The sequence below is a fragment of the Eisenbergiella tayi genome, assembly GCF_001881565.1.
Lineage (GTDB): Bacteria > Bacillota > Clostridia > Lachnospirales > Lachnospiraceae > Eisenbergiella > Eisenbergiella tayi.
This window is the reverse complement of the sequence record NZ_MPDJ01000005.1, coordinates 342,957-368,991: the sequence shown is the minus strand read 5'-3', so window position 1 is coordinate 368,991 and position 26,035 is coordinate 342,957. Positions and strand designations below refer to the sequence as shown.

Annotated in this window: 19 protein-coding genes, 1 pseudogene and 1 other annotated feature; of the genes and pseudogenes, 14 read left to right on the top strand and 6 right to left on the bottom strand. The window is 50.4% G+C overall.

What is annotated here, in order from left to right; all coding sequences use genetic code 11:
• Nucleotides 1-240 precede the first annotated feature (240 nt).
• Together BLA28_RS19730 and BLA28_RS19725 are read left to right on the top strand one after the other, a co-directional pair.
• A complete protein-coding gene (locus BLA28_RS19730; RefSeq protein WP_069157778.1) occupies nucleotides 241-1,170 on the top strand; it encodes an alpha/beta hydrolase in 930 nt (309 codons plus the stop codon).
• Nucleotides 1,171-1,185: 15 nt separating this feature from the next.
• Nucleotides 1,186-2,004 (top strand): MBL fold metallo-hydrolase, encoded by an 819-nt coding sequence (locus tag BLA28_RS19725; RefSeq protein WP_071699322.1) that lies wholly within the window; start codon nucleotides 1,186-1,188, stop codon nucleotides 2,002-2,004.
• Nucleotides 2,005-2,159: 155 nt separating this feature from the next.
• On the opposite strand, the gene BLA28_RS19720 is transcribed toward BLA28_RS19725, so the two are convergent.
• Nucleotides 2,160-2,636 carry a hypothetical protein gene (locus BLA28_RS19720; RefSeq protein WP_071699321.1) on the bottom strand — a complete coding sequence of 159 codons (477 nt, stop codon included), beginning with the start codon at nucleotides 2,634-2,636 and terminating at the stop codon, nucleotides 2,160-2,162.
• 332 nt (nucleotides 2,637-2,968) lie between these two features.
• On the opposite strand from BLA28_RS19720, the gene tig reads away from it, so the two are divergent.
• The 3 genes from tig to BLA28_RS19705 are packed head-to-tail and all read left to right on the top strand — an operon-like array spanning nucleotide 2,969 to nucleotide 6,914.
• Nucleotides 2,969-4,213, top strand: a complete 1,245-nt coding sequence (gene tig, locus BLA28_RS19715) for a trigger factor (RefSeq protein ID WP_069157776.1) — start codon at nucleotides 2,969-2,971, stop codon at nucleotides 4,211-4,213.
• 36 nt (nucleotides 4,214-4,249) lie between these two features.
• Nucleotides 4,250-5,641, top strand: a complete 1,392-nt coding sequence (gene asnS / locus BLA28_RS19710) for an asparagine--tRNA ligase (RefSeq protein ID WP_009251794.1) — start codon at nucleotides 4,250-4,252, stop codon at nucleotides 5,639-5,641.
• A 49-nt stretch (nucleotides 5,642-5,690) separates the two neighbouring features.
• On the top strand, nucleotides 5,691-6,914 hold the full coding sequence (locus BLA28_RS19705; RefSeq protein ID WP_044971970.1) for a C40 family peptidase: 1,224 nt from the start codon (nucleotides 5,691-5,693) through the stop codon (nucleotides 6,912-6,914).
• A gap of 174 nt (nucleotides 6,915-7,088) precedes the next feature.
• Here BLA28_RS19705 and BLA28_RS19700 read toward each other — a convergent pair.
• Together BLA28_RS19700 and BLA28_RS19695 are read right to left on the bottom strand one after the other, a co-directional pair.
• Nucleotides 7,089-7,509 (bottom strand): annotated as a pseudogene (locus BLA28_RS19700) (DUF3842 family protein).
• An 18-nt stretch (nucleotides 7,510-7,527) separates the two neighbouring features.
• A complete protein-coding gene (locus BLA28_RS19695; protein WP_044971975.1) occupies nucleotides 7,528-8,280 on the bottom strand; it encodes an SIMPL domain-containing protein in 753 nt (250 codons plus the stop codon).
• Between the two features lie 152 nt (nucleotides 8,281-8,432).
• Here BLA28_RS19695 and BLA28_RS19690 point away from each other — a divergent pair, with 152 nt between their 5' ends.
• From BLA28_RS19690 to BLA28_RS19670, 5 genes are all read left to right on the top strand, one after another.
• Nucleotides 8,433-10,367: an ABC-F family ATP-binding cassette domain-containing protein gene (locus BLA28_RS19690; RefSeq protein ID WP_071699320.1), complete on the top strand. Its 1,935-nt coding sequence runs from the start codon at nucleotides 8,433-8,435 to the stop codon at nucleotides 10,365-10,367.
• A gap of 24 nt (nucleotides 10,368-10,391) precedes the next feature.
• Nucleotides 10,392-11,264 (top strand): methionyl aminopeptidase, encoded by an 873-nt coding sequence (locus tag BLA28_RS19685; RefSeq protein WP_071699319.1) that lies wholly within the window; start codon nucleotides 10,392-10,394, stop codon nucleotides 11,262-11,264.
• A 59-nt stretch (nucleotides 11,265-11,323) separates the two neighbouring features.
• A complete protein-coding gene (gene dhaS, locus BLA28_RS19680; RefSeq protein ID WP_044971966.1) occupies nucleotides 11,324-11,911 on the top strand; it encodes a dihydroxyacetone kinase transcriptional activator DhaS in 588 nt (195 codons plus the stop codon).
• A gap of 169 nt (nucleotides 11,912-12,080) precedes the next feature.
• Nucleotides 12,081-12,572 carry a LytTR family DNA-binding domain-containing protein gene (locus tag BLA28_RS19675; RefSeq protein ID WP_069150940.1) on the top strand — a complete coding sequence of 164 codons (492 nt, stop codon included), beginning with the start codon at nucleotides 12,081-12,083 and terminating at the stop codon, nucleotides 12,570-12,572.
• A complete protein-coding gene (locus tag BLA28_RS19670; protein WP_071699318.1) occupies nucleotides 12,547-13,170 on the top strand; it encodes a DUF4318 domain-containing protein in 624 nt (207 codons plus the stop codon). The genes BLA28_RS19675 and BLA28_RS19670 overlap by 26 nt, the downstream gene beginning before the upstream one ends.
• 80 nt (nucleotides 13,171-13,250) lie before the next feature.
• Here BLA28_RS19670 and BLA28_RS19665 read toward each other — a convergent pair whose 3' ends face one another.
• On the bottom strand, nucleotides 13,251-13,493 hold the full coding sequence (locus BLA28_RS19665) for a hypothetical protein (RefSeq protein ID WP_009251785.1): 243 nt from the start codon (nucleotides 13,491-13,493) through the stop codon (nucleotides 13,251-13,253).
• Between the two features lie 354 nt (nucleotides 13,494-13,847).
• Between BLA28_RS19665 and BLA28_RS19660 the strand changes: the two genes are divergently transcribed.
• Nucleotides 13,848-15,575, top strand: coding sequence for an oleate hydratase (locus BLA28_RS19660; protein ID WP_071699317.1), 1,728 nt, complete (start codon nucleotides 13,848-13,850; stop codon nucleotides 15,573-15,575).
• A gap of 19 nt (nucleotides 15,576-15,594) precedes the next feature.
• Here the strand turns inward: BLA28_RS19660 and BLA28_RS19655 are convergent, their stop codons facing one another.
• Entirely contained in the window at nucleotides 15,595-17,328 is a 1,734-nt protein-coding gene (locus BLA28_RS19655; RefSeq protein WP_071699316.1) for a proline--tRNA ligase, read from the bottom strand.
• A gap of 126 nt (nucleotides 17,329-17,454) precedes the next feature.
• Nucleotides 17,455-17,698 (bottom strand) — a binding site (T-box leader).
• A 215-nt stretch (nucleotides 17,699-17,913) separates the two neighbouring features.
• On the opposite strand from BLA28_RS19655, the gene BLA28_RS19650 reads away from it, so the two are divergent.
• Nucleotides 17,914-18,504 carry a CDP-alcohol phosphatidyltransferase family protein gene (locus tag BLA28_RS19650; protein ID WP_009251782.1) on the top strand — a complete coding sequence of 197 codons (591 nt, stop codon included), beginning with the start codon at nucleotides 17,914-17,916 and terminating at the stop codon, nucleotides 18,502-18,504.
• Nucleotides 18,505-18,569: 65 nt separating this feature from the next.
• Here BLA28_RS19650 and BLA28_RS19645 read toward each other — a convergent pair whose 3' ends face one another.
• Complete coding sequence (locus BLA28_RS19645; RefSeq protein WP_071699315.1) at nucleotides 18,570-20,423, bottom strand: glycoside hydrolase family 2 protein; 1,854 nt, start codon at nucleotides 20,421-20,423, stop codon at nucleotides 18,570-18,572.
• A gap of 169 nt (nucleotides 20,424-20,592) precedes the next feature.
• On the opposite strand from BLA28_RS19645, the gene BLA28_RS19640 reads away from it, so the two are divergent.
• Complete coding sequence (locus BLA28_RS19640) at nucleotides 20,593-22,071, top strand: extracellular solute-binding protein (protein ID WP_071699314.1); 1,479 nt, start codon at nucleotides 20,593-20,595, stop codon at nucleotides 22,069-22,071.
• A complete protein-coding gene (locus BLA28_RS19635) occupies nucleotides 22,068-26,012 on the top strand; it encodes an ATP-binding protein (protein WP_081365634.1) in 3,945 nt (1,314 codons plus the stop codon). Before BLA28_RS19640 ends, BLA28_RS19635 begins: the two co-directional genes overlap by 4 nt.
• Nucleotides 26,013-26,035 lie beyond the last annotated feature (23 nt).

Sequence of the window (26,035 nt, the reverse complement as noted above, 5' to 3'; positions counted from 1 at the left end):
CTCCTGTCCGCCGGCGGATGAGCGGCTGAAAAACAACCGGGATCGAACGGAAAATACCTGATAGTTAAGGCAGCTGACTTGCTGAGGGATGGCCCCGGTAAATCAGACTGCCTTTCTTTTTTGGGAGAGGATACATCTGCGTAAATTTAATGTAAAAAAGAAAAGAATAGTCATGGCTAAAACAAATTTGTGATACAATGAAGGCAGCGATTGAAGAGAAATCGACAGGAGGATAACAAAATGGAAGAACTGAAATTGATTCCGCCGCTTCAGATCCCGCCGGAGAGTTTTCCGGAATCGGAGGAATTGCCGGAGGGCGTGAAGACGGTAAAATGGAAAGATACCTTTGGTTATGATGTGGAATTTCTTCCGGATGAGATATATGCCAACCGTGACGGCATCAATCTGCATCTAAAGGTTTTAATTCCCAGAACGATGGAAGAGCCTGACAGGCAGTGGCCTCTTATCGTGTTTGTCCAGGGTTCCGCCTGGCACAGGCAGGATCTGTACTGTCATCTGCCTGCCCTTCTGCGTATGAGCCAGCGGGGCTATGCCATCGCCATTGTGGAATACCGGCCCAGTGATATTGCGCCTTTTCCTGCGCAGGTGCAGGATACCAAAACGGCAATACGCTTTCTGAGAATCAATGCCTCCAGATACAGGATAGATCCGCAGCATGTGGCTCTGTGGGGGGATTCCAGCGGAGGACATACGGCCCTGATGACCGGTTTTACAGGAGATGATGCGCCGGATATGGACGCTTACCGGGAGCAGTCTGCCGCGGTAAACTGCATCGTGGACTGGTATGGCCCTACAGATATTGCTAAAATGAATTATTATCCCAGCGTACAGGATCATATCGGGCCGGAAAGTCCGGAAGGCTTTGTCATCGGCAGGAAAAACGTGCTGGAAAATCCGGAACTGGCCGAGGCTACAGTTCCCATGAATTATCTCAGCCGGGAAAAAGAGACTCCGCCGCTGCTTATCATGCATGGGGGAAGCGATATGCTGGTGCCCTTCAACCAAAGCTGCCGGCTGTATCATAAAATGAAGGAATTGGGAAAGACAGTGGAATTTGTGAAGCTTGTGGGTGCCAATCACGGGTTTGGAGGGTTTAACTGTGAAGAAGCGCTGGATGTGGTGGAGGAATTCATAAAACGGTATATTTAAACCAGGAGGGGAAACATGCTGCAATTTAAGACAGAAAAACTGACGGCTCGGGTCACCAGAATATACGGCTTCTGCGGGGAATTGATGTATCTGGTGGAAGGAAAGGAAAAGGCGGCCCTGCTGGATACGGGAACCGGAATCGGAAGCCTGAAGGCCTGCGTGCAGAAGCTTACGGATAAGCCTGTCATGGTACTTCTCACCCACGGACATGTGGATCATGCCATGGGGGCGCCGGAATTTGAAGAAGTGTACATGAATCATAAGGATGATTATATTTATAATGAGCATTGTTCCCTGGAATTCAGAAAAGCCGGCCTGGAGGGAACTCCTTTGGAACAGGAAGTGACTGCGGCGGATTTTATCCCTGAAGCGCCCTGCGGGACGTTCCGGGATTTAAAGGGAGGGGATGCCTTTGATCTGGGCGGAACCACTATCGAAATATATGACTGTCCGGGACATACTCTTGGATCCGTGGTTATGCTTATTCCGGAGGAACGTTCCGTTCTTCTTGGGGATGCCTGTAATTATTTCACATTCATGTTTGATGATTATTCCACGACAATTACGGAATATGAGGAAAGCCTGAAAAGGCTGTCGGGGGAGCTTGCCGGAAAATTTGATACCGTTTATCTTTCTCATGGCGACGGTAACGGCCATAAGGAAATCATGGAGGATGTAATCGCTGTCTGTGAGGATATTAAGGCTGGAAATACAGATGACATACCCTTCTCCTTCATGGGAAAGAGAGCCCTTGTAGCCAAGGCCGTCACTCCGCAGATGGGACGCAGGGACGGCGGAAGAGGAAATATAGTATACAGTAAAGATCGGATTTAAGGATAGATACAAAAAGAAAAAAGAATCAAAAACAGCTGCCGGAATATTTTGCTGTCCGGCAGCTGTTGTTTTGAACAACGGATGTTTCGCAAAGCGGCATCCGTCGTTTCCATTTATTCAGATTTATTTTGCATATGCAGAAAACTGCAGGCTTTTTACTTCAGAGGTTTGGCTCCTGCCTTTTCCTGAAGCTTCTCCACATTGCGCTTGAACCAGCCTTTTTTCTTGGTCGGCTTTACGATGGCGGTGCCATGCAGGCCCTTTACGGCGGTTATATAGATACCACTCACGGTAGCCTTTACTTCCTTTTTAACCGGAACAGATTCAAAAATACTCTCTTCACACACAAGGGTCATGACCTGCGGGCCAACCTTTGCTTTAACGATAGGAAGCTTGGAACCACGAAGCAGCTTCGGAGTCTGTTCGATCACGGCGGCGGGCAGCCCGGCGTCCTTCAGCTTCATCCTTTTCTTGTCAATAATCAGCATGGATACGGTCTGCTTGTAGGCTTCGATCTGTTCCTGCTGCTCGGTCTGTTTCTTCTGCGCTTTTCTGCCGAGGAAATATAAAACGACAACCGCAGCGATCAGGACAACCAATATGACCAATAATACTATAGTAACTGTATTCACGTGGTAACCTCCTTATGTTAGATGCAAAAATATTGTAGCAGACTTTCAGGGATTAAGCAAGGGCACGGACCATAATTTCGCCTGGTTTGTTGCCGTTCAGCCTTCCCCTTTGCTGCCCTGCCGTCTGTACCCGGTCCGCCGTATTCGTTCACCGTACCCGGGGGCACAGGAGCAGCGGAGGGAAAGCGGCGGAAGAATAAGGAAAAAGCAGTCCTTTTATTTCTTAAATATATGTGAATTACCGTAACTTAGGGTTTTAAGAAAGAAAAAAATATGTTACAATGACAGACGGTGCAGGTTGCACTATTGTTAAAGATAAGAGGAGACAAATCATGAGAAAATTTATAGCAACGATTGCAGTACTGGCTCTGTCAGCATCTGTACTTGCCGGCTGCGGCAAGAAGGCTGATAATGGGGAAAGCACCCAGGCCGGCACTGAGAACAGCACGGAAACCGGAACCCAGGCGGAAAATGGTACGGAAACCGTGGAATATGGCGATGATGCTTATGTTGACGGAATCAATGTGGCAGATTATGTGACTCTGGGAGAGTATAAAGGGATTGAAGTTACAGCAACCGCTCCTGAGGTATCCGATGAATATCTGCAGAGTTATATTGATTACGTTCTGCAGAGTAATATGGTAACGACGGATATTACGGACAGGGCAGTACAGAACGGCGACTTTGCCAATATTGATTATGAAGGAAAAATTGACGGCGTGGCATTTGACGGCGGTACCGCTCAGGGGTATGACCTGGAAATCGGTTCAGGCAGCTTTATCCCGGGCTTTGAAGACGGTCTGATCGGTGCTGAAATCGGAGAGACAAGGGATGTGAAGGTGACCTTCCCGGAAAGCTATCCCGGTGCGGATGTGGCAGGCAAGGATGCGGTGTTTACGGTAACTGTAAACAGCATTCATACGGAAACCATTCCGGAACTTACCGATGAATTGGTAAAGGGCCTGGAAGGAAACTGCAGCACAGTGGAAGAATACAGACAGTATGCTTATGATTTGCTTATGGAAGATGAGCAGAGTACTCACGACTCCAACGTGCAGATGGATGTTCTTGCCAAGATAGTGGAAGGTTCTGAATTCAAAGAGCCGCCGGCTGAAATGGTAAAGAGGTATTATGACAGAATCAAAGCAAATATGTCGTCTTATGCCGCTATGTATGGCTATGATCTGGAAAGCTTCATGGCAGCCACCGGTTCCTCTGAGGAACAGCTTCAGGAATCCGCAGAGCAGGCATCCAAAGAAATTATTGCCATGAAGGCCATTGCCGATGCGGAAAATCTGAACGTGACGGATGAAGAGGTAGACGAGGAGCTTGCAAAGAATGCGGGCGATTATGGCTACGACGATGTGGAGGAATACAAAAAGGCTCTGGATCTGAAGGGCTATAAGGAATATATGATGACGGAAAAGGTTCTCACATTCCTCTTCGATAACGCATCTGTTACCGATACACAGCCGGAAGAAACCGCTTCTGAGGAAACAACTCAGACAGCGGAGACAGAAACAGAAACGGCGGCAGCCGGAGAAACGGCTTCTGAAACACAGACAGAAACAGAATAATTTTAACAGCGGCCGAAGCCGCGAACGGGAGCAAAGATGGAACTGACAAATATTAAGGATTTATTCAGAGAAAAAGAACAGTATAAGGACAAAAAAGTAACAGTGGGCGGATGGGTCAGAAGCAACAGGGATTCGAAAAATTTCGGATTCCTTGTGGTGAATGACGGAACCTTTTTTGAGCCGCTCCAGATTGTTTATGGCAGTGAAATGGAAAACTTCGGGGATATTGCCAAAATCGGTGTGGGAGCAGCTGTTGTGGTGACCGGCAAAATTGTGGAAACACCCGGAGCAAAGCAGCCGATAGAAATGCATGCAGAGGAGGTTCTTGTAGAAGGGCCTTCCCCGGCGGATTATCCTCTGCAGAAAAAGCGTCACAGCTTTGAGTACCTTCGCACGATTTCACATCTGCGTCCCAGGACGAATACGTTCCAGGCTGTTTTCCGTGTCCGTTCCCTGGCAGCGTATGCGATTCATAAATATTTCCAGGAAAGAAATTTTGTTTATGTGCATACACCCCTGATCACGGGAAGCGACTGTGAAGGAGCCGGAGAAATGTTCCAGGTGACCACTCTGGATCTGGAAAATGTGCCCAAAACAGAAGAGGGAAAGGTGGATTACAGCCAGGACTTTTTCTGCAAGCCTACCAATCTTACGGTAAGCGGGCAGCTGGATGCGGAAACCTATGCTTTTGCATTCCGCAACGTTTACACCTTCGGGCCGACCTTCCGCGCGGAAAATTCCAATACCACCCGCCATGCTGCGGAGTTCTGGATGATCGAGCCGGAGATGGCCTTTGCGGATCTGAAGGACGATATGATGCTGGCGGAGGGAATGCTGAAATATGTAATCCGCTATGTGCTTGATAATGCGCCGGAGGAAATGGCTTTCTTTAACCAGTTTGTGGACAAGGGGCTGATTGAACGTCTTGAACATGTGCTTTCTTCCGAATTCGGGCATGTGACCTATACCGAGGCTATTGAAATCCTGGAAAAACACAATGATGAATTTGAATATAAGGTGCATTGGGGAAGCGATCTGCAGACGGAGCATGAGCGTTATCTGACGGAGAAGGAATTCAAGCGTCCTGTTTTTGTTACCGATTATCCCAAGGAAATCAAGGCCTTTTACATGAAGCTTAATGAGGACGGCAAAACAGTGGCTGCCATGGACTGTCTGGTACCCGGAATCGGTGAAATCATCGGCGGAAGCCAGAGAGAGGACAAGCTGGATCTGCTGGAGAAGCGCATGGAGGAAATGAACCTTAACAAAGAGGATTATGAATTTTATCTGGATCTGAGACGCTACGGCTCTGCGCGCCATGCCGGTTTCGGACTTGGATTTGAAAGATGCGTTATGTACCTGACCGGAATGGGGAATATCAGAGACGTCATTCCGTTCCCCAGGACAGTGAAGAACTGCGAATTATAATTATACCTGACAGAGAAAAGGCACATGGGATACGTAAGAAGGGCAGAATATGCGGAAGAAATTTACCAGTCTGATTTTGATATTAATATTGGCATTATCCACGACGCATACAGCATATGCTACCAGTGTCAGCGATCTTCAGAAGCAGCGGCAGGAAAAGGAAAATGAGAAGAAGGGAACCCAGGGACAGCTGGATTCCCTGAATGATCAGATCAATGACCTTTCCGGGGAAAAAGAGGATGTAGAGGCCCAGATCAGCGGCCTGACCAGCCAGATTGCGGAAATCATGGCCAGTGTCAGCCTGCTGGAGGACGAGATCGCGGATACAGAGGAGCAGATTAAGCAGGCGCAGAAGGATTATGATGCAGCCAAAGAAAAAGAAGATGCCCAGTATCGTGCCATGAAAAAAAGGATCCAATATCTGTATGAAAAAGGGGAGACCAGCTATATTGAGCTTTTGATGGCTGCTAAGAGCTGGTCGGATATGTTAAATAAAGCGGAATATGTGCAGGAAATCTATACCTACGACAGAAACATGCTGGATGATTATGCTGCGACGGTGAAACAGGTGGCGGCATTGAAGGAGAGTCTGGAGGAACAGAAATCCGAACTGCAGGCCGCCGAATATGAGCTGGAGCAGGAAAAAGCGTCCCTGCAGGAATCCCTGGATGAACAGAAGGCGATTGCTGCGGATTATGATGTGCAGCTGGCGAAGGCAAAGCAGGAGGCCGCAGCCTATAAAGCCAAGATAAAGCAGCAGAATGCGGAGATCCAAAAGCTTGCTTCCGCGGAACAGGCTAAAAAGGCGGAAGAGGAAGCGAAGAGAAAGGCGGCGGAGCAGAAAAATAACTCTTCCTCCCAAAACAGTTCAGGCACTGCCCCGCCATCTGCAGGAGGCTCCAAAACGGTGCCGCCCAAGATGGGAAGCGGTACCGGAAGCGATATCGCCCAGTATGCCTGCCAGTTTGTGGGGAATCCCTATGTACCGGGAGGAACCAGCCTGACAAACGGGGCGGACTGTTCCGGGTTCACCCAGTCTGTTTACAGGGTATATGGTTACAGCCTTCCCAGAAACTCGTCATCCCAGAGAAGCGCGGGCAGGGAGGTTTCCTATGAGGAGGCTCAGCCGGGCGATCTGATTTGCTATGCGGGCCATGTGGCTATCTATCTGGGAAATGGGAGAATTGTCCATGCGAGCAGTGTGAAAACAGGTATCAAGTATGGATATGCCACCTATAAACCGATTTTGTCTGTAAGAAGAATTGTGAATTAGATAAGCGGGTGTGCGGTACCGTTTCTGTCCGGAAGTAAGCATCGGACGGCGGCAGCGTACGCCAGGCAGACTCATATTAGCAGCGGCCCCGACGCAGGATGATATCCGTCAGGGGCCGCTGCCCTGTTACGAAGGATGAAATTTCCGAAGGATCGGTTCAGCACTTCTCTGTCGTTAATTGGTCCCCTGAATACAGGAGAGCAGGTAGGAAAGCGCCTGTTCTGTCAGCTCCGACATGGAATAATCGGTCACACCGACTACATGCTGGCTGCATTTGTTAACGGGAAGGAGTATCTTCATGGCGCGGCTCTGGCCTACGGCTGTTGCCATGGCAGGAGTGACTTCCCCCAAAAGGGCGTCGGCGGCCATGATTCCCAGCGGGCCTATGATATAATCGGCATCCCGGCAGTTAACCAGCACCGGATTCTCACCGGTGGCACCGTAATCTGCACCGGCTTTCAGCATGGCTGTTGTGGCGGCGCTGTTGGTTCCCAGGGCGTAGATTTCAGCCCCCGGGATAGCGGCTTTCTTTATTTTTTCAGCAAGAAGGCCGCCCATGCGGCCCCCCCTGCCCGTCGATGATCACAATTTTCATAATCGTTCAGCCTCCTGTTCAAGAATTGGGAAGTAATTGATATTCCACGGTGATTACGGCTTCTACCTCCAGCTCGCCGGGCATAATCGTTACGCTGCCCGTATCTCTCGCTGCCGACAGGCTTGTTTTTTCAGCAAGGGCATTATCCGTATAACGTGCCGGGCTGTAGCTGCTCTGTTCCCGAAGCTGTGTTATTCCGCCCAGCTGGCAGCCTGCGGCCTGAGCCATGGCTTCCGCCTTGGTCTTTGCGGCCTCAATGGATAAACGGAGCGCCTCCTGATAGCTCTCATCGTAATTGCTGGATAAATAGGATATAGACTGTATATTATTGACTCCGGCATTTACGGACTGCGTGAGGATATCTCCCAGGCTGTCTATAAGCAGATCGGAGACAGTCAGTGTCGTGGTGGCCTCGTAGCCGATGAGCGTCTGTGTATCATTGCTCCAGCTGTAACGCGGATTCATGTAATAGCCGGTGGTCTGGATGGAGCCTTCTTCCACACCCAGGCCGGTGAGCAGCTCCACAACCTTGTTTACATCCTCGGTATTCTGCTGCTGGCAGCCTGCGGCATCGGGGCTTTCCGTCTGGACGGAATAGACTACCTCCGCAATATCGGGCACTACATTTACCTTTTCACTGCTGTTGACGGTTATGGTATTTACGGCAGAATCCGTTGGAGCCGGCACCATGGCAATTGTTTCGCCGCTGCTGCCGCATGCGCTCAGTGTGAGCATGGCGGCTGCCGCCGCCGCTGCAATTATTTTTTTCATATGTACGCCTTTCTGCCCTCCGGGGCGGACTTCTTTACCTTCAGCCCAAAAGATTCTCTTTTTGGTTATAGCAATAATATAACAAAAAGAGGAACGGAAAGATAGCGCAGCAGCCAGAATTAAAAGTTTTTTAAGAAAGGACATTTACCCTTATGAACATACTCACAGTGGAAAACATAACGAAAGCCTATGGAGAAAGGAAGCTGTTTGATAACGCCTCTTTTTACCTGCAGGAAGGGGAGAAGGTAGGGGTTATCGGAATCAACGGTACCGGAAAGTCCACGCTGCTGAAGATTGCGGCGGGAATGGAGGAGCCGGATGAAGGAAGTGTGACAAGGGCCAACCATGTGGTGGTGCGTTTCCTGTCCCAGCAGCCGGTTTTCGAGCCGGAAGACACCATTCTGGAGAGCGTGCTGAAGGGGAATGAAAAAAGCCTGTCTGTCGGCCGTGGGTCGGATGAAGAGAAGGGACACGGGGAATGGGAGCTGGAAAGCCAGGCAAAGAGTATGCTCACCAGGCTGGGAGTGACGGATTTTGGCCAGAAATGCGGGGAACTGTCCGGCGGGCAGAAAAAGAGGCTGGCGCTGGTAGCTACCCTTCTGATGCCTGCCGACATACTTATATTGGACGAGCCTACCAACCATCTGGATAACAGCATGGCGGACTGGCTGGAGGATTATCTGAAGAAATGGAAGGGCGCACTGATAATGGTTACCCATGACCGGTATTTCCTGGACAGTGTGGCAAACCGGATCATTGAAATCGATAAAGGCAATATCTACTCCTACCAGGCGAATTATGAGGGCTATCTGGCCATGAAGGCGGAGCGGGAAGAGATGCAGGCTGCGGGGGAGAGAAAGAGGCAGACCATTCTTAGGAATGAGCTGGCCTGGATGCAGAGAGGGGCAAGGGCGCGTTCCACGAAACAGAAGGCCCGCATCCAGCGTTTTGAGGAGCTTAAGAATGCCGATGGGCCGATGGCTGACGGCAGGGTGGAAATGGGATCCGTTTCTTCCCGGATGGGGCGGACGACGGTGGAGCTGTCCCATATAAGCAAGGCCTATGGGGAGAAAAAGCTGATAGAAGATTTCTCCTATGTATTTCTGAAAAACGACAGAGTGGGATTCATTGGCCCCAACGGCTGCGGGAAAACGACCCTGATGAAAATCCTTACCGGACAGCTGCCGCCGGATTCGGGTGAAGTGGTGGTGGGGCAGACCATAAAAATCGGTTATTATGCCCAGGAAATCGGCAGCGGGGAACCGGAGCCTGCCACGGGCGGCACCCCTTATATCGATGTGAAAACAGCTGCCATGGATCCCACGAAGCGGGTGATTGACTATATCCGTGATACGGCGGAGTATGTACAGACAAAGGAAGGAAGCATATCCGCTTCCCAGATGCTGGAACGGTTTCTTTTTCCCGGAGAGGAGCAGTATGGCCTGATCGGCAAGCTGTCGGGAGGGGAAAAAAGAAGATTGAACCTTCTGCGGGTCTTGATGGAAGCGCCCAATGTGCTGATACTGGATGAGCCGACGAACGATCTGGATGTGACAACACTCGCCATCCTGGAAGACTATCTGGACAGCTTTGACGGAATTGTGATCACCGTATCCCATGACCGTTATTTCCTGGATCGTATCGTGCAGCGTATTTTTGCCTTTGAAGAAAACGGAAGCCTGAAACAGTATGAGGGCGGCTATACGGATTATGCCCTGCGCCGGTACATGGAAGAAACGGCGGCGGAAACCGGAGAGGCAAAGGGGAAAGCCGGAGGGACAGCGGGGCAGGAAGCAGCAGATGCGGACCGGACGGGGAAAAAAGGAAAGCCGGAGCATGTAAAGGGGAAAAAACTGAAATTCACCTTCCAGGAACAGAGGGACTACGAAACCATTGAGGGGGAAATCGCTTCCCTGGAGGAAAAGGCGGAACGCCTGGAAGCGGAGACGGCATCGGCGGCAACGGATTTTGTGAAGCTGAACCAGCTCACGAAGGAAAAGGAAGAGGTGGAAGCGCTTCTGGAACAGAAGATGGAACGCTGGATGTACCTGGAAGATCTGGCGGCCAGAATTGAAGCAGAAAATTAACCGGAAGCCTGAGAGGAAAAGGATATGGAAAAAATAGGAAGAAACGATCCCTGCTGGTGCGGCAGCGGAAGGAAATATAAACAATGCCATGAGGCCTTTGATGAGAAAATAAGGTCATTCGCCCTGCAGGGACATATCGTCCCGGATCACAGCATGATTAAGACTCCGGAACAGATTGCGGGAATCAGGGAAAGCGGCCTTATTAATATTGCGGTGCTGGATTATGTGGCGGAAAATATCCGCGAGGGAATGAGCACGGCGGAAATTGACCGTCTGGTGGAGAGCAAAACGAGAGAAATGGGCGGCATACCTGCGCCATTGGGATATGACGGTTTTCCCAAAAGCGTATGTACCTCCGTGAACAGCCAGGTATGCCATGGAATTCCCAGTGAAGAGGATATTTTAAAGAACGGGGATATTGTGAACGTGGATGCTTCCACTATCTATAAAGGATATTTCAGTGATTCTTCCAGGATGTTTATCATCGGAGAGACGGATGAGGAGAAGAAAAAGCTTGTGCGCGTGGCGAAGGAATGTATGGAAAAAGGGATTGAAGCGGTAAAGCCCTGGACCTTCCTCGGGGATATGGCTGCTGCTGTGAACAGCCATGCGAAGGCGAACGGATGCAGCATTGTCATTGACATGGGAGGCCATGGCGTGGGGCTGGAATTCCACGAGGATCCCTTTGTCAGCTATGTGGCGCCTGAAGGCACGGAAATGCTCATGGTTCCCGGCATGGTGTTTACCATTGAACCCATGGTGAACCTGGGAGGGCCTGATATTTTTGTTGATGATGCCAACGGATGGACCATCTATACGGAGGACGGAAAGCCGTCCGCCCAGTGGGAGGTCACTGTCGCGGTAACGGAAGACGGCTGTGAGGTTCTGGTATACTGATCCTGCAGCCGGAAAAGAACCGAGGAAGTACCGCATCTGCGAAAAAGAGGAGGATTGACATGTCGGATTCCCTGATTACCAAGAAAGCCATAGCCCAGTGCCTGAAGAACCTGGCGGCGGAGAAATCATTCCTGAAAATCTCAATAGGGGATATTACGGCTGCCTGCGGCCTGAACAGGCAGACCTTTTATTATCATTTCCAGGATAAGTATGAGCTCCTGGATTGGATCTATTATGAAGAATGCTTTGTCCCGATTCTGGATGGGATTACCTTCGATAACTGGCATCTTCGTATAAAACAGCTACTGGATACCCTGAAAAAGGAAAAGGTATTTTACAGCAATGTGATAAAGAATGCCGGAGAGGGCTTCAGCAATTATCTTTACAGCATTACCTCCACCTTATTCGAGGAAGCGGCAGCCGTTCTGGATGAAGAAGGGCTGGTAAACGGGGAGGAAAAGAAATTCATCGGTTCTTTTTATGCCTATGGGATCTGCGGCGTGGTCATGCAGTGGGTGACCGACGGCATGAAGGAACAGACGGATGAGGTGGCGCAGCGGCTGAGGCGGCTGGCCCGTTCCACCGAATTGCTGGCTTCCCGGCGTTTCGCGGAAATGAAGAATGAATCATCTGAGCCTCAAAAATAAAAAGGTTAATACAGAGAAGTGCTGAGAGGATCGCCAGGGGCGATCCTCTTTTTGCCACTTACCTTTCCGTAACGCCCACTCACCGTAAACGACTGGATTTTTATCTGATAATTAGGTATGCTGATATCAGAAACAAGAAATGCTGTAAGAAAGAAGGGAGTGAGCAGCCGTGAGGGTAAGGATCCAACATGTGGAGGAAAAGAAGCAGGAAGAAGCGCTCCTGCGGCTGACCGGTGAGGATGTATGCTCTGCCGGACTGAAAGAATATATTGAAACGGACAGTTGGAGGATGGTATCTCTCTCATGCCGGAAGGGCGGAGAAATACACAGGGTGAAAAGCAGCGATATTTTTTACGTGGAATCCGTTCAGGAGGTTCAGCTGATCCATGCGGAGGGAGATGTACTGGAAACAAGGGAGAGGCTGTATGTTCTGGAAAAAATGCTTCCGTCCTCTTTTTTGAGGATATCCCGTTCCGTTATTTTGAACCTGGACCGGGTGAAGAGATATCGTCCTCTGATAAACGGGCTTATGGAAGTGAAGCTGGAAAACGGCGAACTGGTATATATATCCAGAAAATATCTGAGAGAGGTAAGAGACAGGATTCTGGATAGCAGGAATGAAGGAGGTATTTCAGATGACAAAGAAAAACATCAGGAATAAGGAACTTTATATGGAATCGATTAAACGGGGAAGCCTGGTAGGCGGCATCATATGGGTGTGCGTTGTTATTTTTATCAGCATCAATTATAAGACAATGGGGAAAGCGGCGCTGCCCTGGCTGGTTCCCATGCTGGCTGGCTATATTGTTCTGGGGGCCCTTCTTCAGCTGGGAACCGTGAAAAAGCGCATGATTAATGGTTTGGCTGCGCTGTGGAGCATTATTATCATTATGTTTGCGCTGATATGTATTGCTTATTATATCCCTGATTGGATCCGATATATTATAGTGCTGAGTTTTTTTGTCCTGGTGGTGATCTGGGTGGGAGACTATTGGTATCTGTCGCGCATGGCGCGGAAGCTGAACCAGGGAAGGTCAGGTTATGCCCTCTGTATCAGCCTGAAAGAAAAACCTTCCTCCAAAGAAGATTTCCTCAGAAAGTTTGAAGATTACTGCGCCAGAGAAAATATCAGCCTGGAGTATGAGGTCAAGGATGTTCCGGCCATTGTCCTCATGGACGGCATACGATGCGAAGTCAGGCTGGACAGCACGCCCGGATTCGGAGGGGCGGAGTATATGATGAAAGTTACAGAAGAATAATTGCAGTACTGCAATTTGCCCCCTTCTGTTTCTTTAAAGCCCGTCCTTGCGGCTACAGGAGGCCGCAGGGACGGGCTTTTTTAGTTGGAGCCGAATAAATCCCGGATAAAGGCAAGAATATCTTCATCCCGTTCCGGAAGTTTTTCCTTAATATGAAGAAAGGCATTCTTTTTCTCGTCCTCATTCATACTGCGGTGGAAAACAGCCGCACCTGATTCCAGGATATTCCGGGCCGTTCGGTCCGGATATTTATTTTTGTTTTTCAGCAGGCTTTTCATGGCGGTATCGAAGGCCGCTATTTTCAGTTTATTATCCAAACGCATTTCCGACGCCTCCTATTTAAGGTAGTGTGTAACTGTTCGGTACCTTCACATTTATGACTGTATTACATATCTTTCGCTTATCGTATGCAGAAAATGCATGCGCCCGTATAAGCACAGGAAGATCTCTGACTCTATTGTAGAGAATATAACAGGGGAATCATATATACATTTTCCGGAAACTGTCGTAAAACCAGACAACTTAATCCTCATGTAAATTTTTCAGACAGGACAGGATTTCTGCCTAATTACAAAAGCTTTTGGAAATAGTATTCTGGAGACATGAAAAACAACGGATGCAGAAAGCAGAAATTCAGGACACAGGCCATCCAATTCAGGTAAAAGAAAGGAAATATTATGAGCGCAAAGAAAAATAACCACACATTACTTAAGGTAACAATGGCAGCCGCAGGAATCGGGGCAGCAGTAGCATATGGAAAAGCACGTGCGGCAGAGAAGAAGAAAGGGAATACGGCAATACCCGCCGATGAAAACAGGACGACCGGAGAAAACGATATCTATTTTGTAGGCGGAGGCCTCGGTTCCCTGGCGGGAGCGGCCTATCTGATCAGAGATGCGGGATGGGAAGGAAAGCGGATTCATATCTTGGAAGGGATGCCCATACTCGGCGGCAGCAACGACGGTTCCGGCACACCAGCGGAAGGTTTTGTATGCAGGGGCGGCAGGATGCTGAATGAAGAAACATATGAGAATTTCTGGGAGCTGTTTTCCGACATCCCTTCTCTGGACTGGGAAGGCCACAGTGTAACGGAGGAAATCCTGAATTTTGACCATCTCCATCCCACCCATGCCCAGGCAAGGCTGATCGATCAGGAGGGAAATATCCTGGATGTGCATTCCATGGGATTTAATAATGCGGATAGAATGGCTCTAGGAAAGCTTCTTGCCACGCCGGAGGAAAAGCTGGATGACATGACCATAGCGGAGTGGTTTAAGGATACCCCGCATTTCTTTGAAACCAATTTCTGGTATATGTGGCAGACCACCTTTGCCTTCCAGACCTGGTCCAGCCTGTTTGAGTTCAAACGTTATATGAACCGTATGATTTTTGAATTTTCAAGAATCGAAACACTGGAGGGTGTGACGAGGACGCCTTATAACCAGTATGAATCCGTGATTCTCCCCATTCAGAAATGGCTGGAAAGCCATGGGGTTGATTTCAGCATCCGTGCGACGGTAACAGACATCGATTTTAAGGACGGAGAAAAAATCACGGCGGCCGCAATCCATCTGGACAGGAACGGGGAAGAAGAAATCATCACGCTGAAGGATGGCGATCTCTGTATCATGACCAATGGCTGTATGACGGACAACGCGGCTTTGGGCGATATGGATACGCCTGCCCGGTTCTGTCCGGAATCCCCCATGTCGGGAGAACTCTGGAAAAAAGTGGCCGCTAAAAGGCCCGGCCTGGGAAATCCGGCCCCCTTCTTTGATAAGCCGGAGGAAACGAACTGGGAAAGCTTTACCGTTACCATGAAGGGGAATAAGCTCCTTAAGATGATAGAAAAATTCTCCGGGAATATACCCGGCAGCGGCGCGCTGATGACCTTTAAGGATTCCGGATGGAGGATGAGCATTGTAGTGGCGGCCCAGCCCCATTTCAAGGCCCAGGCGGAGGATGAGACTATTTTCTGGGGATACGGGCTGTATACCAATAATCTGGGAGATTATGTGAAGAAGCCCATGCGGGAATGCACCGGCAGGGAAATGCTTACGGAGCTTCTGCATCACCTTCATTTTGAGGACGATATGGAAGAAATCATGGAAAGCGTGGTTAATGTGATCCCCTGCATGATGCCCTATATTGATTCCCAGTTCCAGCCGAGGAAAATGAGCGACAGGCCGAAGGTGGTTCCGGAAGGTTCCACAAACTTTGCCATGATAAGCCAGTTTGTGGAAATTCCGGAGGATATGGTATTTACCGAGGAATATTCCGTCAGGGCGGCCAGAATCGCCGTATACTCCCTGTTGGGAATCACCAATAAAAGAATCTGCCCGGTTACTCCTTACAACAAGGATCCCAGAATACTGGGGCAGGCATTGAAAACCTCCTATAGATAAGGGGTACGGATGGCGGACTTCAGCTTTCGGGCTGGAGCTCCGCCATTAATTCGTTTATTTTTTCCTCTACCCGGGGAATGATTTCCTCCATGGAATACCTGCCCGTATCGTTTTTGTCCCGGCGCAGGGTCATTTCCACACAGTTTTCCTTCAGATTCCGGGGGCTCATGATGAGACGGACGGGAATCCCCAGCAGATCGGCGTCAGAGAACATGATGCCTGCGCTCACGTTCCTGTCGTCATACAGGACTTCTATGCCGGCTTTCTGCAGTCCGTCATACAGCTTATCCGCTGCTTCGCGGACTTCCCGGTTATCGCTGCGCATGCAGCACAGGTGGACCTGCCAGGGGGCGATGGTGACGGGCCATATCGGGCCGCTGCCGTCATGACGGGCTTCACAGACGGAGGCCGCCAGACGTCCCACGCCGATGCCGTAGCAGCCCATAACCGGATAGTGTGACACACCCTCCGCGTCGGTATACTGCATATGCATGGCACGGGTATATTTGCTGCCCAGCTGGAAGATATTCCCCACCTCAATCCCCCTGGATATGGTCAGGGTATGCTTTCCGCAAACGGGGCAGATGCCGCCTTCCACGGCCTTTGCAAAATCATGATACAAGGCGTCCGGGCAGTCACGCCGCATACACAGGCCGGTATAATGGAAGCCTTCCCTGTTGGCGCCGCAGGCAAGATTGAGGGCGCCCTCCAGAGAGCGGTCGAATAACACGGTAAAGCTGCCGTCCAGTCCGCAGGGGCCGATAAAGCCTGCCTGAAGGCCGCTGTCTTCATGGATCAGGGCCGGGTGGACCTCTTCCCCAAGGTAATTGGTGAGTTTGGTTTCATTCACATCCAGATCCCCGCGGAGAAAGAGCACGACATAGGAGTCATCCCGGTTTTTCTGATAAACGACCGCCTTACAGGTCCCCGCGGCGGTAATACCCAGAAAGCTGCAGAGCTCTTCGATGGTGTGGATATCCGGTGTTTCTACCGGTGTGAGAGGTTCGGGAGCAGCATCCGTGCAGTTTTGCGTGATGCATTCCGCCGCCTCCATATTAGCCCGGTAGCCGCAGGAAGAACAGAGGACAATGGAATCCTCGCCGGCGGGTGTGAGAAGCATGAATTCATGGGAAAGGCTGCCTCCCATCATGCCGGAATCCGAGGCTACGGACAGAACCTCCGGAATGCCTGCCCTGGCAAAAATCCGTTCATAGGCACGATGGCAGCGAAGATAATAAGCTTCCAGATCTTCCGTGGAAGTATGGAAGGAATAAGCATCCTTCATGGTGAACTCGCGCACCCGGATAAGGCCGGCGCGCGGGCGGGCTTCATCCCGGAATTTGGTCTGGATCTGGTAAATCATAAAGGGATAACGGCTGTAGGTGGAGCCATAATCCCTGACAAGCTGTACGGCCGCTTCCTCATGTGTCATCCCCAGCACCAGCGGGGAACCATTTCGGTCCTTCAGGCGCAGCAGCTCGCTGCCCACGGATTCGTACCGACCCGATTCCTGCCAGAGGGAGGCCGGGAGGACTACCGGGAACTGTACCTCCTGCCCGTCCAGGGCATCCATTTCTTCCCGGATAATCTGCTCGATCTTTTTGGTGATCCGCCGAAGCGGGGGCAGGGAAGAATAAATTCCGTTTGCCACATACTTCATATAGCCGCCCCGCAGCATGAGCGCGTGGCTTTCGATGATACAGTCGGAAGGAGTCTCTTTAAAGCGCTCCCCGATCAGGTTGGCAAGTTTCATGATAAATAACCTCCTTTGCTGGATGGGAGGGACAGCTTCGGCTGCCAGGGGAGGATTAATCCTGTCCCTTAACATCTGTTCAGGGAAATAAAAAAAGCCCTGAGCCGTCCCGGGTAAAAGGGATTGGCTTAGGGCGAACCGGTCAGGTCCGTGGTACCACCTAAATTCGGAAAAATTCCGCGCTCACGGTACAGGGGATAAATCCCGATACCTTTCTCTGTTACGGGAGAACCCGGTGATGCTTACTGCGTAAAAACGGTTCGGCTCACGGCTCGAAGAGGGGTTCGGTATTTTTTCAATAAAGGCTCGCACCTGCCGCCTTCTCTCTGTAAAATCCAAAATACGTACTGTTTCTTGTCACAGCCTTTGAAATCATATGAAATTTTGTATAGAATAGCACAGGGGAAGGAACAAGTCAATATAGGAAATAAGAATCCCGGCTTCTTAATTTTTTATTCATTTTTCAGGGATCAATTGCGGATAAAAAAGACAAAAGGTATAATGGAACTAACAGCTATTGGCTTCCGGCCCATTATTATGGGCGGGAAAGGAAACGGTTTCCCCGATAGCGGACAAGGGGGTAAAATGACAAAAAGAAAAATAACAGCTAAGGAAATTTTCTCCATCCCCAACCTTATGGGGTATTTCAGGATTCTTCTGATCCCAGTTTTTACCTGGATTTATGTGCAGGCTGACAGTGTATCGGATTATTATACGGCGGCCGTGCTCGTGGGAATATCGGGGCTTACCGATATGTTTGACGGTAAGGTGGCGAGGAAATTCAACATGATAACGGAGTTGGGGAAATTCATCGATCCCCTGGCGGATAAGCTTACCCAGGGTGCTCTGGTGATCTGCTTTGCCATCCGTTATCCGCTGATGCGCGCAGTTCTCGTCCTGTTTATCGTAAAAGAAGGCTTTATGGGGATTATGGGCCTGCTCCTGCTTCCCAGGGGGAAGAAGCTGGACGGGGCGAAGTGGTTCGGCAAGGTATGTACGGCTGTCCTGTATGTCCTGCTGTTCGTCCTTCTTCTGTTTCCGGGAATCGGCGCCGCAGCGGCCAACAGCCTCATCCTCATCTGTGCCGCATTCATGCTCTTCAGCCTGATCATGTATATTCCCGTGTTCCGTAAAATGTGGAAGGAAAGCGAGCCTGACACAGCAGAGCGGAAGTAAAACGGACGGAAAAAACCGGAGCTTTGCCTGGCGGCATCACCAGGGTAAAAGGCTCCGGTTTTTTGTTACACAGTGCCTGTCCGGTTTATGATATCCTTCATGGCCTGGTTTAATTGGATCACGGTTTCCTTATCCGGCTTCAGAATTTCACGGTCATAGGTATAAAGTCCGTTCACCTCTTCCTCCACATCGGAAAGCTGTGTGTAGATTGTGGCGGAAATCCCCTTTTCCACGGCGGGGAGGATGGTTGAGGTGAGGAGCTTGCGATAGCCCTCCGTAAGCGCCTGCCTGCTGTCATATTTGCCGTAGCCATACAGCTTTTCACTGTAGCTGTGGCCCGGGATTTTCCAGGAATAGCCGCCGAATTCGGTGAGGGCCAGGGCACGGACCGGTTCCGGCGTGAATTTCAGGGAAAAGAAATAGTAATGCAGGCTGCAAAGGTCGCCTCCCTTTTGATCAAACCAGCCGCTGGCATGGTCGATGAGCCGCCCGGGATCCAGGATTCGTATGAAATCAGCGGCCTTAAGGGCATCAAACTGTCCCCAGCCCTCGTTAAAGGGCACCCAGCAGACAATGGAGGGGTGGTTATAAAGCGCTTCTATCGTATCCCTGGTTTCGCTGTAAAAAAGCTTCTGCCCTTCCTCTTCTCTTCGGGAAAGAAGGGAGCGGCTCTGTTTCCCGTCATTCACGGACCAGTGAAGGGCGTTGAAAAGAGTGGCCATATAAGTGACGAACCAGTGGCGGTAAGAGGTGCCTCCGCATACCATGTCCTGCCATACGAGCATGCCCAGCCTGTCGCAGTGGTAATACCAGCGCTGCGGCTCTATTTTTATATGCTTTCTTATCATGTTGAAGCCCAGCTCCTTCATGGAACGGATATCGAAAAGAAAGGCCTCGTCGCAGGGAGCGGTATAAAGCCCGTCAGGCCAGTAGCCCTGATCCAGCACGCCTGTCTGCATATAGGGGGCATTGTTTAAGAAGATCCGGCGCAGGCCTGCGGCGTCAGTCTGGATATCACATTTGCGCATGGCAAAATAGCATTCCACGTGATCCTCATCCAGATCCAGATCCGCATGATATAAAAAAGGATTCTCAGGGGTCCAGGAAGTGAAATCCGGAAGAGGAAGGGTATATTCTTTCCCGGGAGTCAGGAAGAACGTATCGGAAGGTACGCAGGAAGCCGCGGGAAGCGAGGGATCGTCGCGCCGCCGGGCATCTTCTTCGGTTTCCGGGCGTATACCGCACCGGATCCGGGCAGAGGAGGAGCCTGAGGCCTTCACCAGGATATGGCAGCAGGCGGCGTCATAATCCGGGGTAAAACGCACGGAGACAATATGGTTTTCAGGTACCAGCTCCAGCCATACGGTCTGCCAGATTCCGCTTTGGGCGGTATAAAACATGCCGCCTTTTTCCAGCTTTTGTTTCCCGCGGCTGAAATAGGAGCTGTCGCTGAAATCCTGTACCCGGACGAGAAGTTCGTTGTCGTCACCGGCGTACTCTGTGATATCCAGAGAAAAAGGAAGGTAACCTCCGGCATGGGAACCGGCCTCCCTGCCGTTCAGGTAAACGACGCATTCCTGATCCACGGCTCCGAAGTGGAGGATCACCCTTTTTCCCTTCCGGTCACCGGGGAGGGTAAGACGCCGCCGGTACCAGAGGTATTCTCCCGGAAGAAGCTGGCGTTTTACGCCTGACAGAGGGCTTTCCGGGGAAAAAGGGACGAGGATTGTGCCGTCGTATGCCGGCGGAATACCGGAATCGGTTGAGATGCGGTAGTCCCAGGTCCCGTTCAGGTTCCAATAGGAGTCCCTTACCATAGCGGGGCGGGGATACTCCTTCCAGATATTATTTTCTTCCAAAACGCCGCTCCAGCGGGTGCATTCCAGAGCCGGCGGGGCTGTTTTTTTCCTGTTTTTCATGGCAGTTCCTTTCTGCCCGGCGGGGCAATTGTATGTAAAAAGTATGTAAAGATCAGTATATCATCTTTTTTGCCGGAAAAATAGATGTGAAAAGGATGCAAACTGCTTCTGAATCATGTATAATGCTAGGATAAGGTAACTTAATCAGGGTTTGGAGGAAAAGGTGGCTATGAAAAATCTTTCAGGAAAAAAGAAGAGGTTTTGGGTTCTGGTTTGTGTGGCTGCTGCTGCGGCTGCGATGCTGCTTGGCGGCTGCGGTTCTAAGAATAAGGTGAAGCTGGATCCGGATAACCCGGTTACCATTACAATCTGGCATTATTATAACGGGGCCCAGCAGACGGCCTTTGATTCCCTGGTGAAGGAATTTAACGATACGGTGGGAATGAAAGAAGGAATTTTTGTCAAGAGCACCGGCAAAGGGGATGTGAATCAGCTGGAGGAATCGGTGAGGTCGGCCCTGAAAAAGGAAGTGGGCAGCGATGAGGCACCCGACATTTTTTCCAGCTATGCGGATACCGCTTATGAGATTCAGCAGATGGGCTATCTGGCGGATCTTTCTTCCTATTTGACTGAGGATGAAATAAGTGAATATGTGGATTCCTATGTAGAGGAAGGACGGATAGGAAAAGGAAACCAGCTTTTTATTTTCCCTACGGCCAAATCCAGTGAGATTTTAATGCTGGATAAGACGGACTGGGATAAATTTGCCTCTGCCACAGGCGCGGAGCTGTCTTCTCTTTCCACTATGGAGGGGCTGGCTGAAACGGCAAAGGAATATTATGAGTGGACGGACAGCCTGACTCCTGCGGTAGAAAACGACGGAAAGGCTTTTTACGGCAGGGATGCCATGGCGAATTTATTTATTATCGGTTCCATGCAGCTGGGGACTGAGATTTTCAAGGTTAAGGATCAGCAGGTTACGCTTCAGGTAGACAGGGATGTGATGAAGCGGATATGGGATACCTGGTATGTGCCTTATGTAAAGGGGTATTTCAGCTCATACGGCAGGTTCCGTTCCGATGATGTGAAAATAGGGGAAATCATCTCTTATACAGGTTCCACTACCTCTGCCATGTATTTCCCGGATGAGGTGGAACTGGAGGATGAAACCTATCCCATAGATTATATCATCCTTCCCGCGGCGGTATTTGAAGGCGGAGAGGCCTATGCGGTACAGCAGGGCGCGGGTATGGTGGTGACCGCCTCCGACAGGCAGAGGGAATATGCCTGCACCGAATTCCTCAAGTGGTTTACCCAGTCGGAAAACAATCTTGTGTTTGGCTGTGCTTCCGGTTATCTGCCTGTGAAGAAAGACGCCAACTCGAAAGAGGTGCTGGATAAGGTGATTCAGGAAAAGGATCTGGATGTTGTGCCCAAGACCTTTGATACCCTGATCGCAGCTTTTGATACGGTAAACAGCAGTATCATGTATACAAATAAAGCCTTCCAGGGCGGAGCCGCGGCGAGAAAGGTTCTGGAATATGACCTTTCCGATAAAGCGGCCGCAGACAGGGCGGCTGTGGTAGAGAGCCTGAATGCGGGAATGAGCCTGGAGGAAGCAGCAGCGGAGTTTATTTCAGAGGAAGCTTTTGATCAATGGTTTACCGGCTTTGAGAGGAAGCTGCAGGAAGCGGTAGAGAATAAATGACAATCAAGAAAAAAACGATTTTTAAATTGTTTATTGTGCCCCTGATTCTTGTCATGGTGGTGCAGTCCATGATTTCATATGGAACGTTTTTTTTCAGCGGGACGCCTTTTCTTCTAAAAGAATATTCCGTGGGGATTCTGAACCAGACGGTGGAAAACAGAAGAATTCTTCTGGAAAACAACATGGTCCAGCGCTGGTCGGATCTGGAGGAAGAGGTAAGCGTAGCCAACAGCACCATGGAAAGGATTGTTCAGAACAGGGAGCGGACACCGGAAAAGTTTCTGCGCAGCAACAGCATGCAGAAGGAATTTTTACAGGCTATGGTTGACACCTGTCTGTCTGTGATGCGTAAAAATACGGTAACAGGCTCGTTCCTTATTCTTGCCAATGACCAGGTGGGAGGGGACGATACTGTCTGCCAGGGAATTTATTTCCGCGATTCGGATCCGGAGGGGACACCTCCGGATTATTCCGATATCCTCCTTGAAAGAGGAAGCAGCAGTTTTTCCCATGAAAAAGGGATTCCCTTTGATACCCTCTGGACCACGGATTTTCATTTCGGGGAAAGCGGCGCTGAGGCGTGGGATAATTTCTTTTACAAGCCCTACGAAGCGGCAAAGCTTTATCCGGATACGAAATTCACGAATCTGGCTTATTGGAGTGAGCCTTTCGTCATGGAAGGAAATTCCCGCAGCGACAGCTACCGCATGATTACCTATTCCGTGCCCCTGATTTATGAGGGAACGGTTTACGGAGTCATGGGCGTGGAAATATCGACGAAGTATATGGCGGAGCTGCTGCCGGTGCGGGAATTGAGCAGCAAGAACCAGGGAAGCTACATGCTGGCCAAATATACGGAGGATGGGACTCTTCTCCCTCTTGTAGTGACGGGAACGGCCGCGCTGGAGGAGGAAGCCCTGACTGCGGAGAAGACCCGCTATGATTCCCTGTACGGCATCAAGGTCCGGGGGAAGGATGCCTATGCTAATATCAGCAGGCTGCATCTGTACAATACCAATACGCCTTTTGCGGAAGAAACCTGGGTGGTGGCGGGTATCGAAGGAAAGGATACGCTGTTCGGCATCGGGGATAAAATTATATGGAATCTGTTAATCGCCATTCTGGTGGGGCTGGGATTCGGCGTTGTGGCCATTTATGTGATTGTCTCCAATCTTACGAAGCCTATCCGAAGGCTTGTGGAATGCATCAGAGACAGCAGGGAAAATAAGCTTTCCGGCTATCAGATGAGCGATATCACCGAGGTGGATGAACTCTATGAGGTGGTGCGTGAGCTGACGAATAAACAGCAGGAAGCCGAGTACAGCCTGATGGAGGAAAAGGAACGCTACCGTATCGCCCTGCAGAGCAGTACGGATATCCTTTATGCCTACGATGTGCGCCAGGGCTCCCTGGATGTGTATAATGTGGACGGAAAGGAAGAGGGGGATAACGGGGAAAGCACGATAGAATGCCATTACACCAAGGAAGACCTGCTCCGTATGGAGAAGGAGGTTGTCCATGAGGATGACAGGGAGCTGGTGCGCGAGGCGCTGAAAGGGCAGGGGGAAATCAACCTGGTGTTTCAGGCCAGGCTGGGCGAACAGGATAAAGGCTATTCCTGGGTGGAGATGACAGGAAAGGTCATCTACGACTCCAACCGGGAACGTTCCAAAATTATCGGAAGCATAAAGAATATCCATGAAAAGAAAATCCGGGAGCTGATGGAGCTGGATACGGTGAGAAGGGATCCGGTTACCGGGCTGTATAAGCGCAATATCGGAGAAAAGCTGATCACGGCGCAGATAGAGGAGGGAAATACAGGTTCCCTGCTGCTTTTGGATATGGATAAATTCCGGGATCTGGATGAAAAATACGGTATCGTATTCGGGGACGCCATTCTGGAGCAGATAGGCGCCATGGTTATGGATATGAAGCATCGGCTGATCGGGGAAGGCCGTCTGGTTCCGCTGGCGGTGCGGGAGGGCGGAGATGAAATCCTGGTCTGGCTGGAAAACGGGAACCGTACAGATGCGGAGGATTTTCTGAGGGAACTGCGGGACGGCCTGGCAAGGCTTTTCCCGGATTCGGAATTCTGTCTCCAGCTCTCCTCCGGTGTGGCTGAAATAAAGGAAGGAGAGGGCTTTGCAGATCTTCTTGACCGGGCGGAATGGGCGCTGGCATACGCGAAAATAACCCGGGACGGGGCAACTGCCTTTTATGAGGATTTATCTCGTGAACAGCTGGAGCGTGCGCGCCGGAAGCCTGAAATTGATGAAATTGTCAGCGTCACTTATCAGAGGGGCATCCCCATGGTGCCTTTGGTGTTCAACTTTTTTGACAAGAGCAATGACGTGGCGGGTATCCTGTCCGTACTTCTGGTGAAGCTGGGAACTCATTATGGGTTATCTGATATTGTGATTTCCAGGGCGGAGCCTGAATATCATACGGTACATCCGGAGTATCAATGGCATACCAATCCGGAAAGCCGGATAGAAGGAAGAGTGCATTATTTTAATGCAGAGGAGTACGAACGGTATGCGGCGGGCCTGAATGAAGGGTACCGGATAGTGGGCAGCGAAGAGCAGAACGACAGGGCGGGAGAATTTTATATGCTTCCGGCCGGAGCCGGCTGTTTTGTGGTACCCATGTATGATAACGGCGAATATGCGGGCTGTATTGTTTACGGGACGACGGAGGAAAAGAGCACCTTCCGGGAAGAGATAAGCAGAGAGTTTGTGGAAATATCCAAGATTATAGAGAGCAATATCAACCGGGAAAAATACGATTTGGCAAGCCGGGCCAAGAGTGATTTCCTTTCCCGCATGTCCCATGAAATCCGTACGCCTATGAATGCAATCATCGGTATGACAGGGATTGCCATGAGGGAAAAGGAAGAGCCGGATAAAGTGGAGGACTGCCTTAAGAAGATCGACCGTTCCTCCCAGTATCTGCTGAGCCTGATCAACGATATCCTGGATATGTCCAAAATAGAGAGCGGTAAAATGAAACTGGAGATCGGTTCCTTCAGCATGAAGGAGCTGGCGGACGGTATTGCCAATCTGATAGAGCCCCAGGCACAGGCAAAGGGGATTTCCTTTAAGCAGGAGCTTGATATACCCGAGGAATGGGTCAGGGGAGACAGCCTCCGCCTGAACCAGGTATTGATCAACCTTCTCGGCAATGCGGTGAAGTTTACTCCGGAGGGAGGCTGCGTCACTCTGAAAATGCTTCAGAAGCCCTTGCCGGGAGGAGGCATAAATACGTTGTTTTCCGTTAAGGATACCGGAATCGGTGTGAGCGGAGAGGATAAGCAGCGTATTTTCCGTTCCTTTGAACAGGCGGATGACAATACCTCCCGTCAATACGGCGGAACGGGGCTGGGACTTGCCATCAGTGAGCGTCTGGTTCGGATGATGGGCGGCCTGATCGAACTGGACAGCGAAGAGGGAGAAGGAAGTGAATTTTACTTTTCACTGCGGCAGGAGAAGGGCACCATGCCGGAAAACCGGGTAAATGGAGAGACGAAGGAAGAAAAGACAAAGCTGGAAGGAAAGCGTGTGCTTCTGGTTGAGGATAATGAGCTGAATCTGGAAATCGCCCGGACGGTTCTGGAGATGCAGAAGTGCCTGGTGGATTCCGTGGTAAACGGCCAGGAAGCCGTGGATACGTTCCGGGAAAGCGAAGAGGATTATTATGACTTGATCCTGATGGACATCCGTATGCCGGTGATGGACGGCCTGGAAGCCACCAGGCTGATACGGGCGCTGAACAGGCCGGATGCAAGAACGGTTCCCATCGTGGCCATGAGTGCCAACGCTTTTGAGGAAGATATGAAAAAATCCCTGGAAAGCGGGATGAATGCCCATCTGGCAAAGCCGTTCCAGGTGGAGGCGCTGGTGGAAACGCTGCATACGATCATGAAAGAAAAAGGAGCTTCCTGACGGAGCTCCTTTTTCTTTTGAGA

Coding starts and splice junctions, on each gene's coding strand:
- dhaS (WP_044971966.1), top strand. CDS start 11,324: ATGTCGGATTCCCTGATTACCAAGAAAGCCATAGCCCAGTGCCTGAAG.
- BLA28_RS19645 (WP_071699315.1), bottom strand. CDS start 20,423: ATGAAAAACAGGAAAAAAACAGCCCCGCCGGCTCTGGAATGCACCCGC.
- BLA28_RS19635 (WP_081365634.1), top strand. CDS start 22,068: ATGACAATCAAGAAAAAAACGATTTTTAAATTGTTTATTGTGCCCCTG.
- BLA28_RS19655 (WP_071699316.1), bottom strand. CDS start 17,328: ATGAAACTTGCCAACCTGATCGGGGAGCGCTTTAAAGAGACTCCTTCC.
- BLA28_RS19665 (WP_009251785.1), bottom strand. CDS start 13,493: ATGCGTTTGGATAATAAACTGAAAATAGCGGCCTTCGATACCGCCATG.
- BLA28_RS19725 (WP_071699322.1), top strand. CDS start 1,186: ATGCTGCAATTTAAGACAGAAAAACTGACGGCTCGGGTCACCAGAATA.
- BLA28_RS19650 (WP_009251782.1), top strand. CDS start 17,914: ATGACAAAAAGAAAAATAACAGCTAAGGAAATTTTCTCCATCCCCAAC.
- BLA28_RS19690 (WP_071699320.1), top strand. CDS start 8,433: ATGAACATACTCACAGTGGAAAACATAACGAAAGCCTATGGAGAAAGG.
- BLA28_RS19695 (WP_044971975.1), bottom strand. CDS start 8,280: ATGAAAAAAATAATTGCAGCGGCGGCGGCAGCCGCCATGCTCACACTG.
- tig (WP_069157776.1), top strand. CDS start 2,969: ATGAGAAAATTTATAGCAACGATTGCAGTACTGGCTCTGTCAGCATCT.
- BLA28_RS19660 (WP_071699317.1), top strand. CDS start 13,848: ATGAGCGCAAAGAAAAATAACCACACATTACTTAAGGTAACAATGGCA.
- asnS (WP_009251794.1), top strand. CDS start 4,250: ATGGAACTGACAAATATTAAGGATTTATTCAGAGAAAAAGAACAGTAT.
- BLA28_RS19670 (WP_071699318.1), top strand. CDS start 12,547: ATGACAAAGAAAAACATCAGGAATAAGGAACTTTATATGGAATCGATT.
- BLA28_RS19685 (WP_071699319.1), top strand. CDS start 10,392: ATGGAAAAAATAGGAAGAAACGATCCCTGCTGGTGCGGCAGCGGAAGG.
- BLA28_RS19640 (WP_071699314.1), top strand. CDS start 20,593: ATGAAAAATCTTTCAGGAAAAAAGAAGAGGTTTTGGGTTCTGGTTTGT.
- BLA28_RS19705 (WP_044971970.1), top strand. CDS start 5,691: ATGCGGAAGAAATTTACCAGTCTGATTTTGATATTAATATTGGCATTA.
- BLA28_RS19730 (WP_069157778.1), top strand. CDS start 241: ATGGAAGAACTGAAATTGATTCCGCCGCTTCAGATCCCGCCGGAGAGT.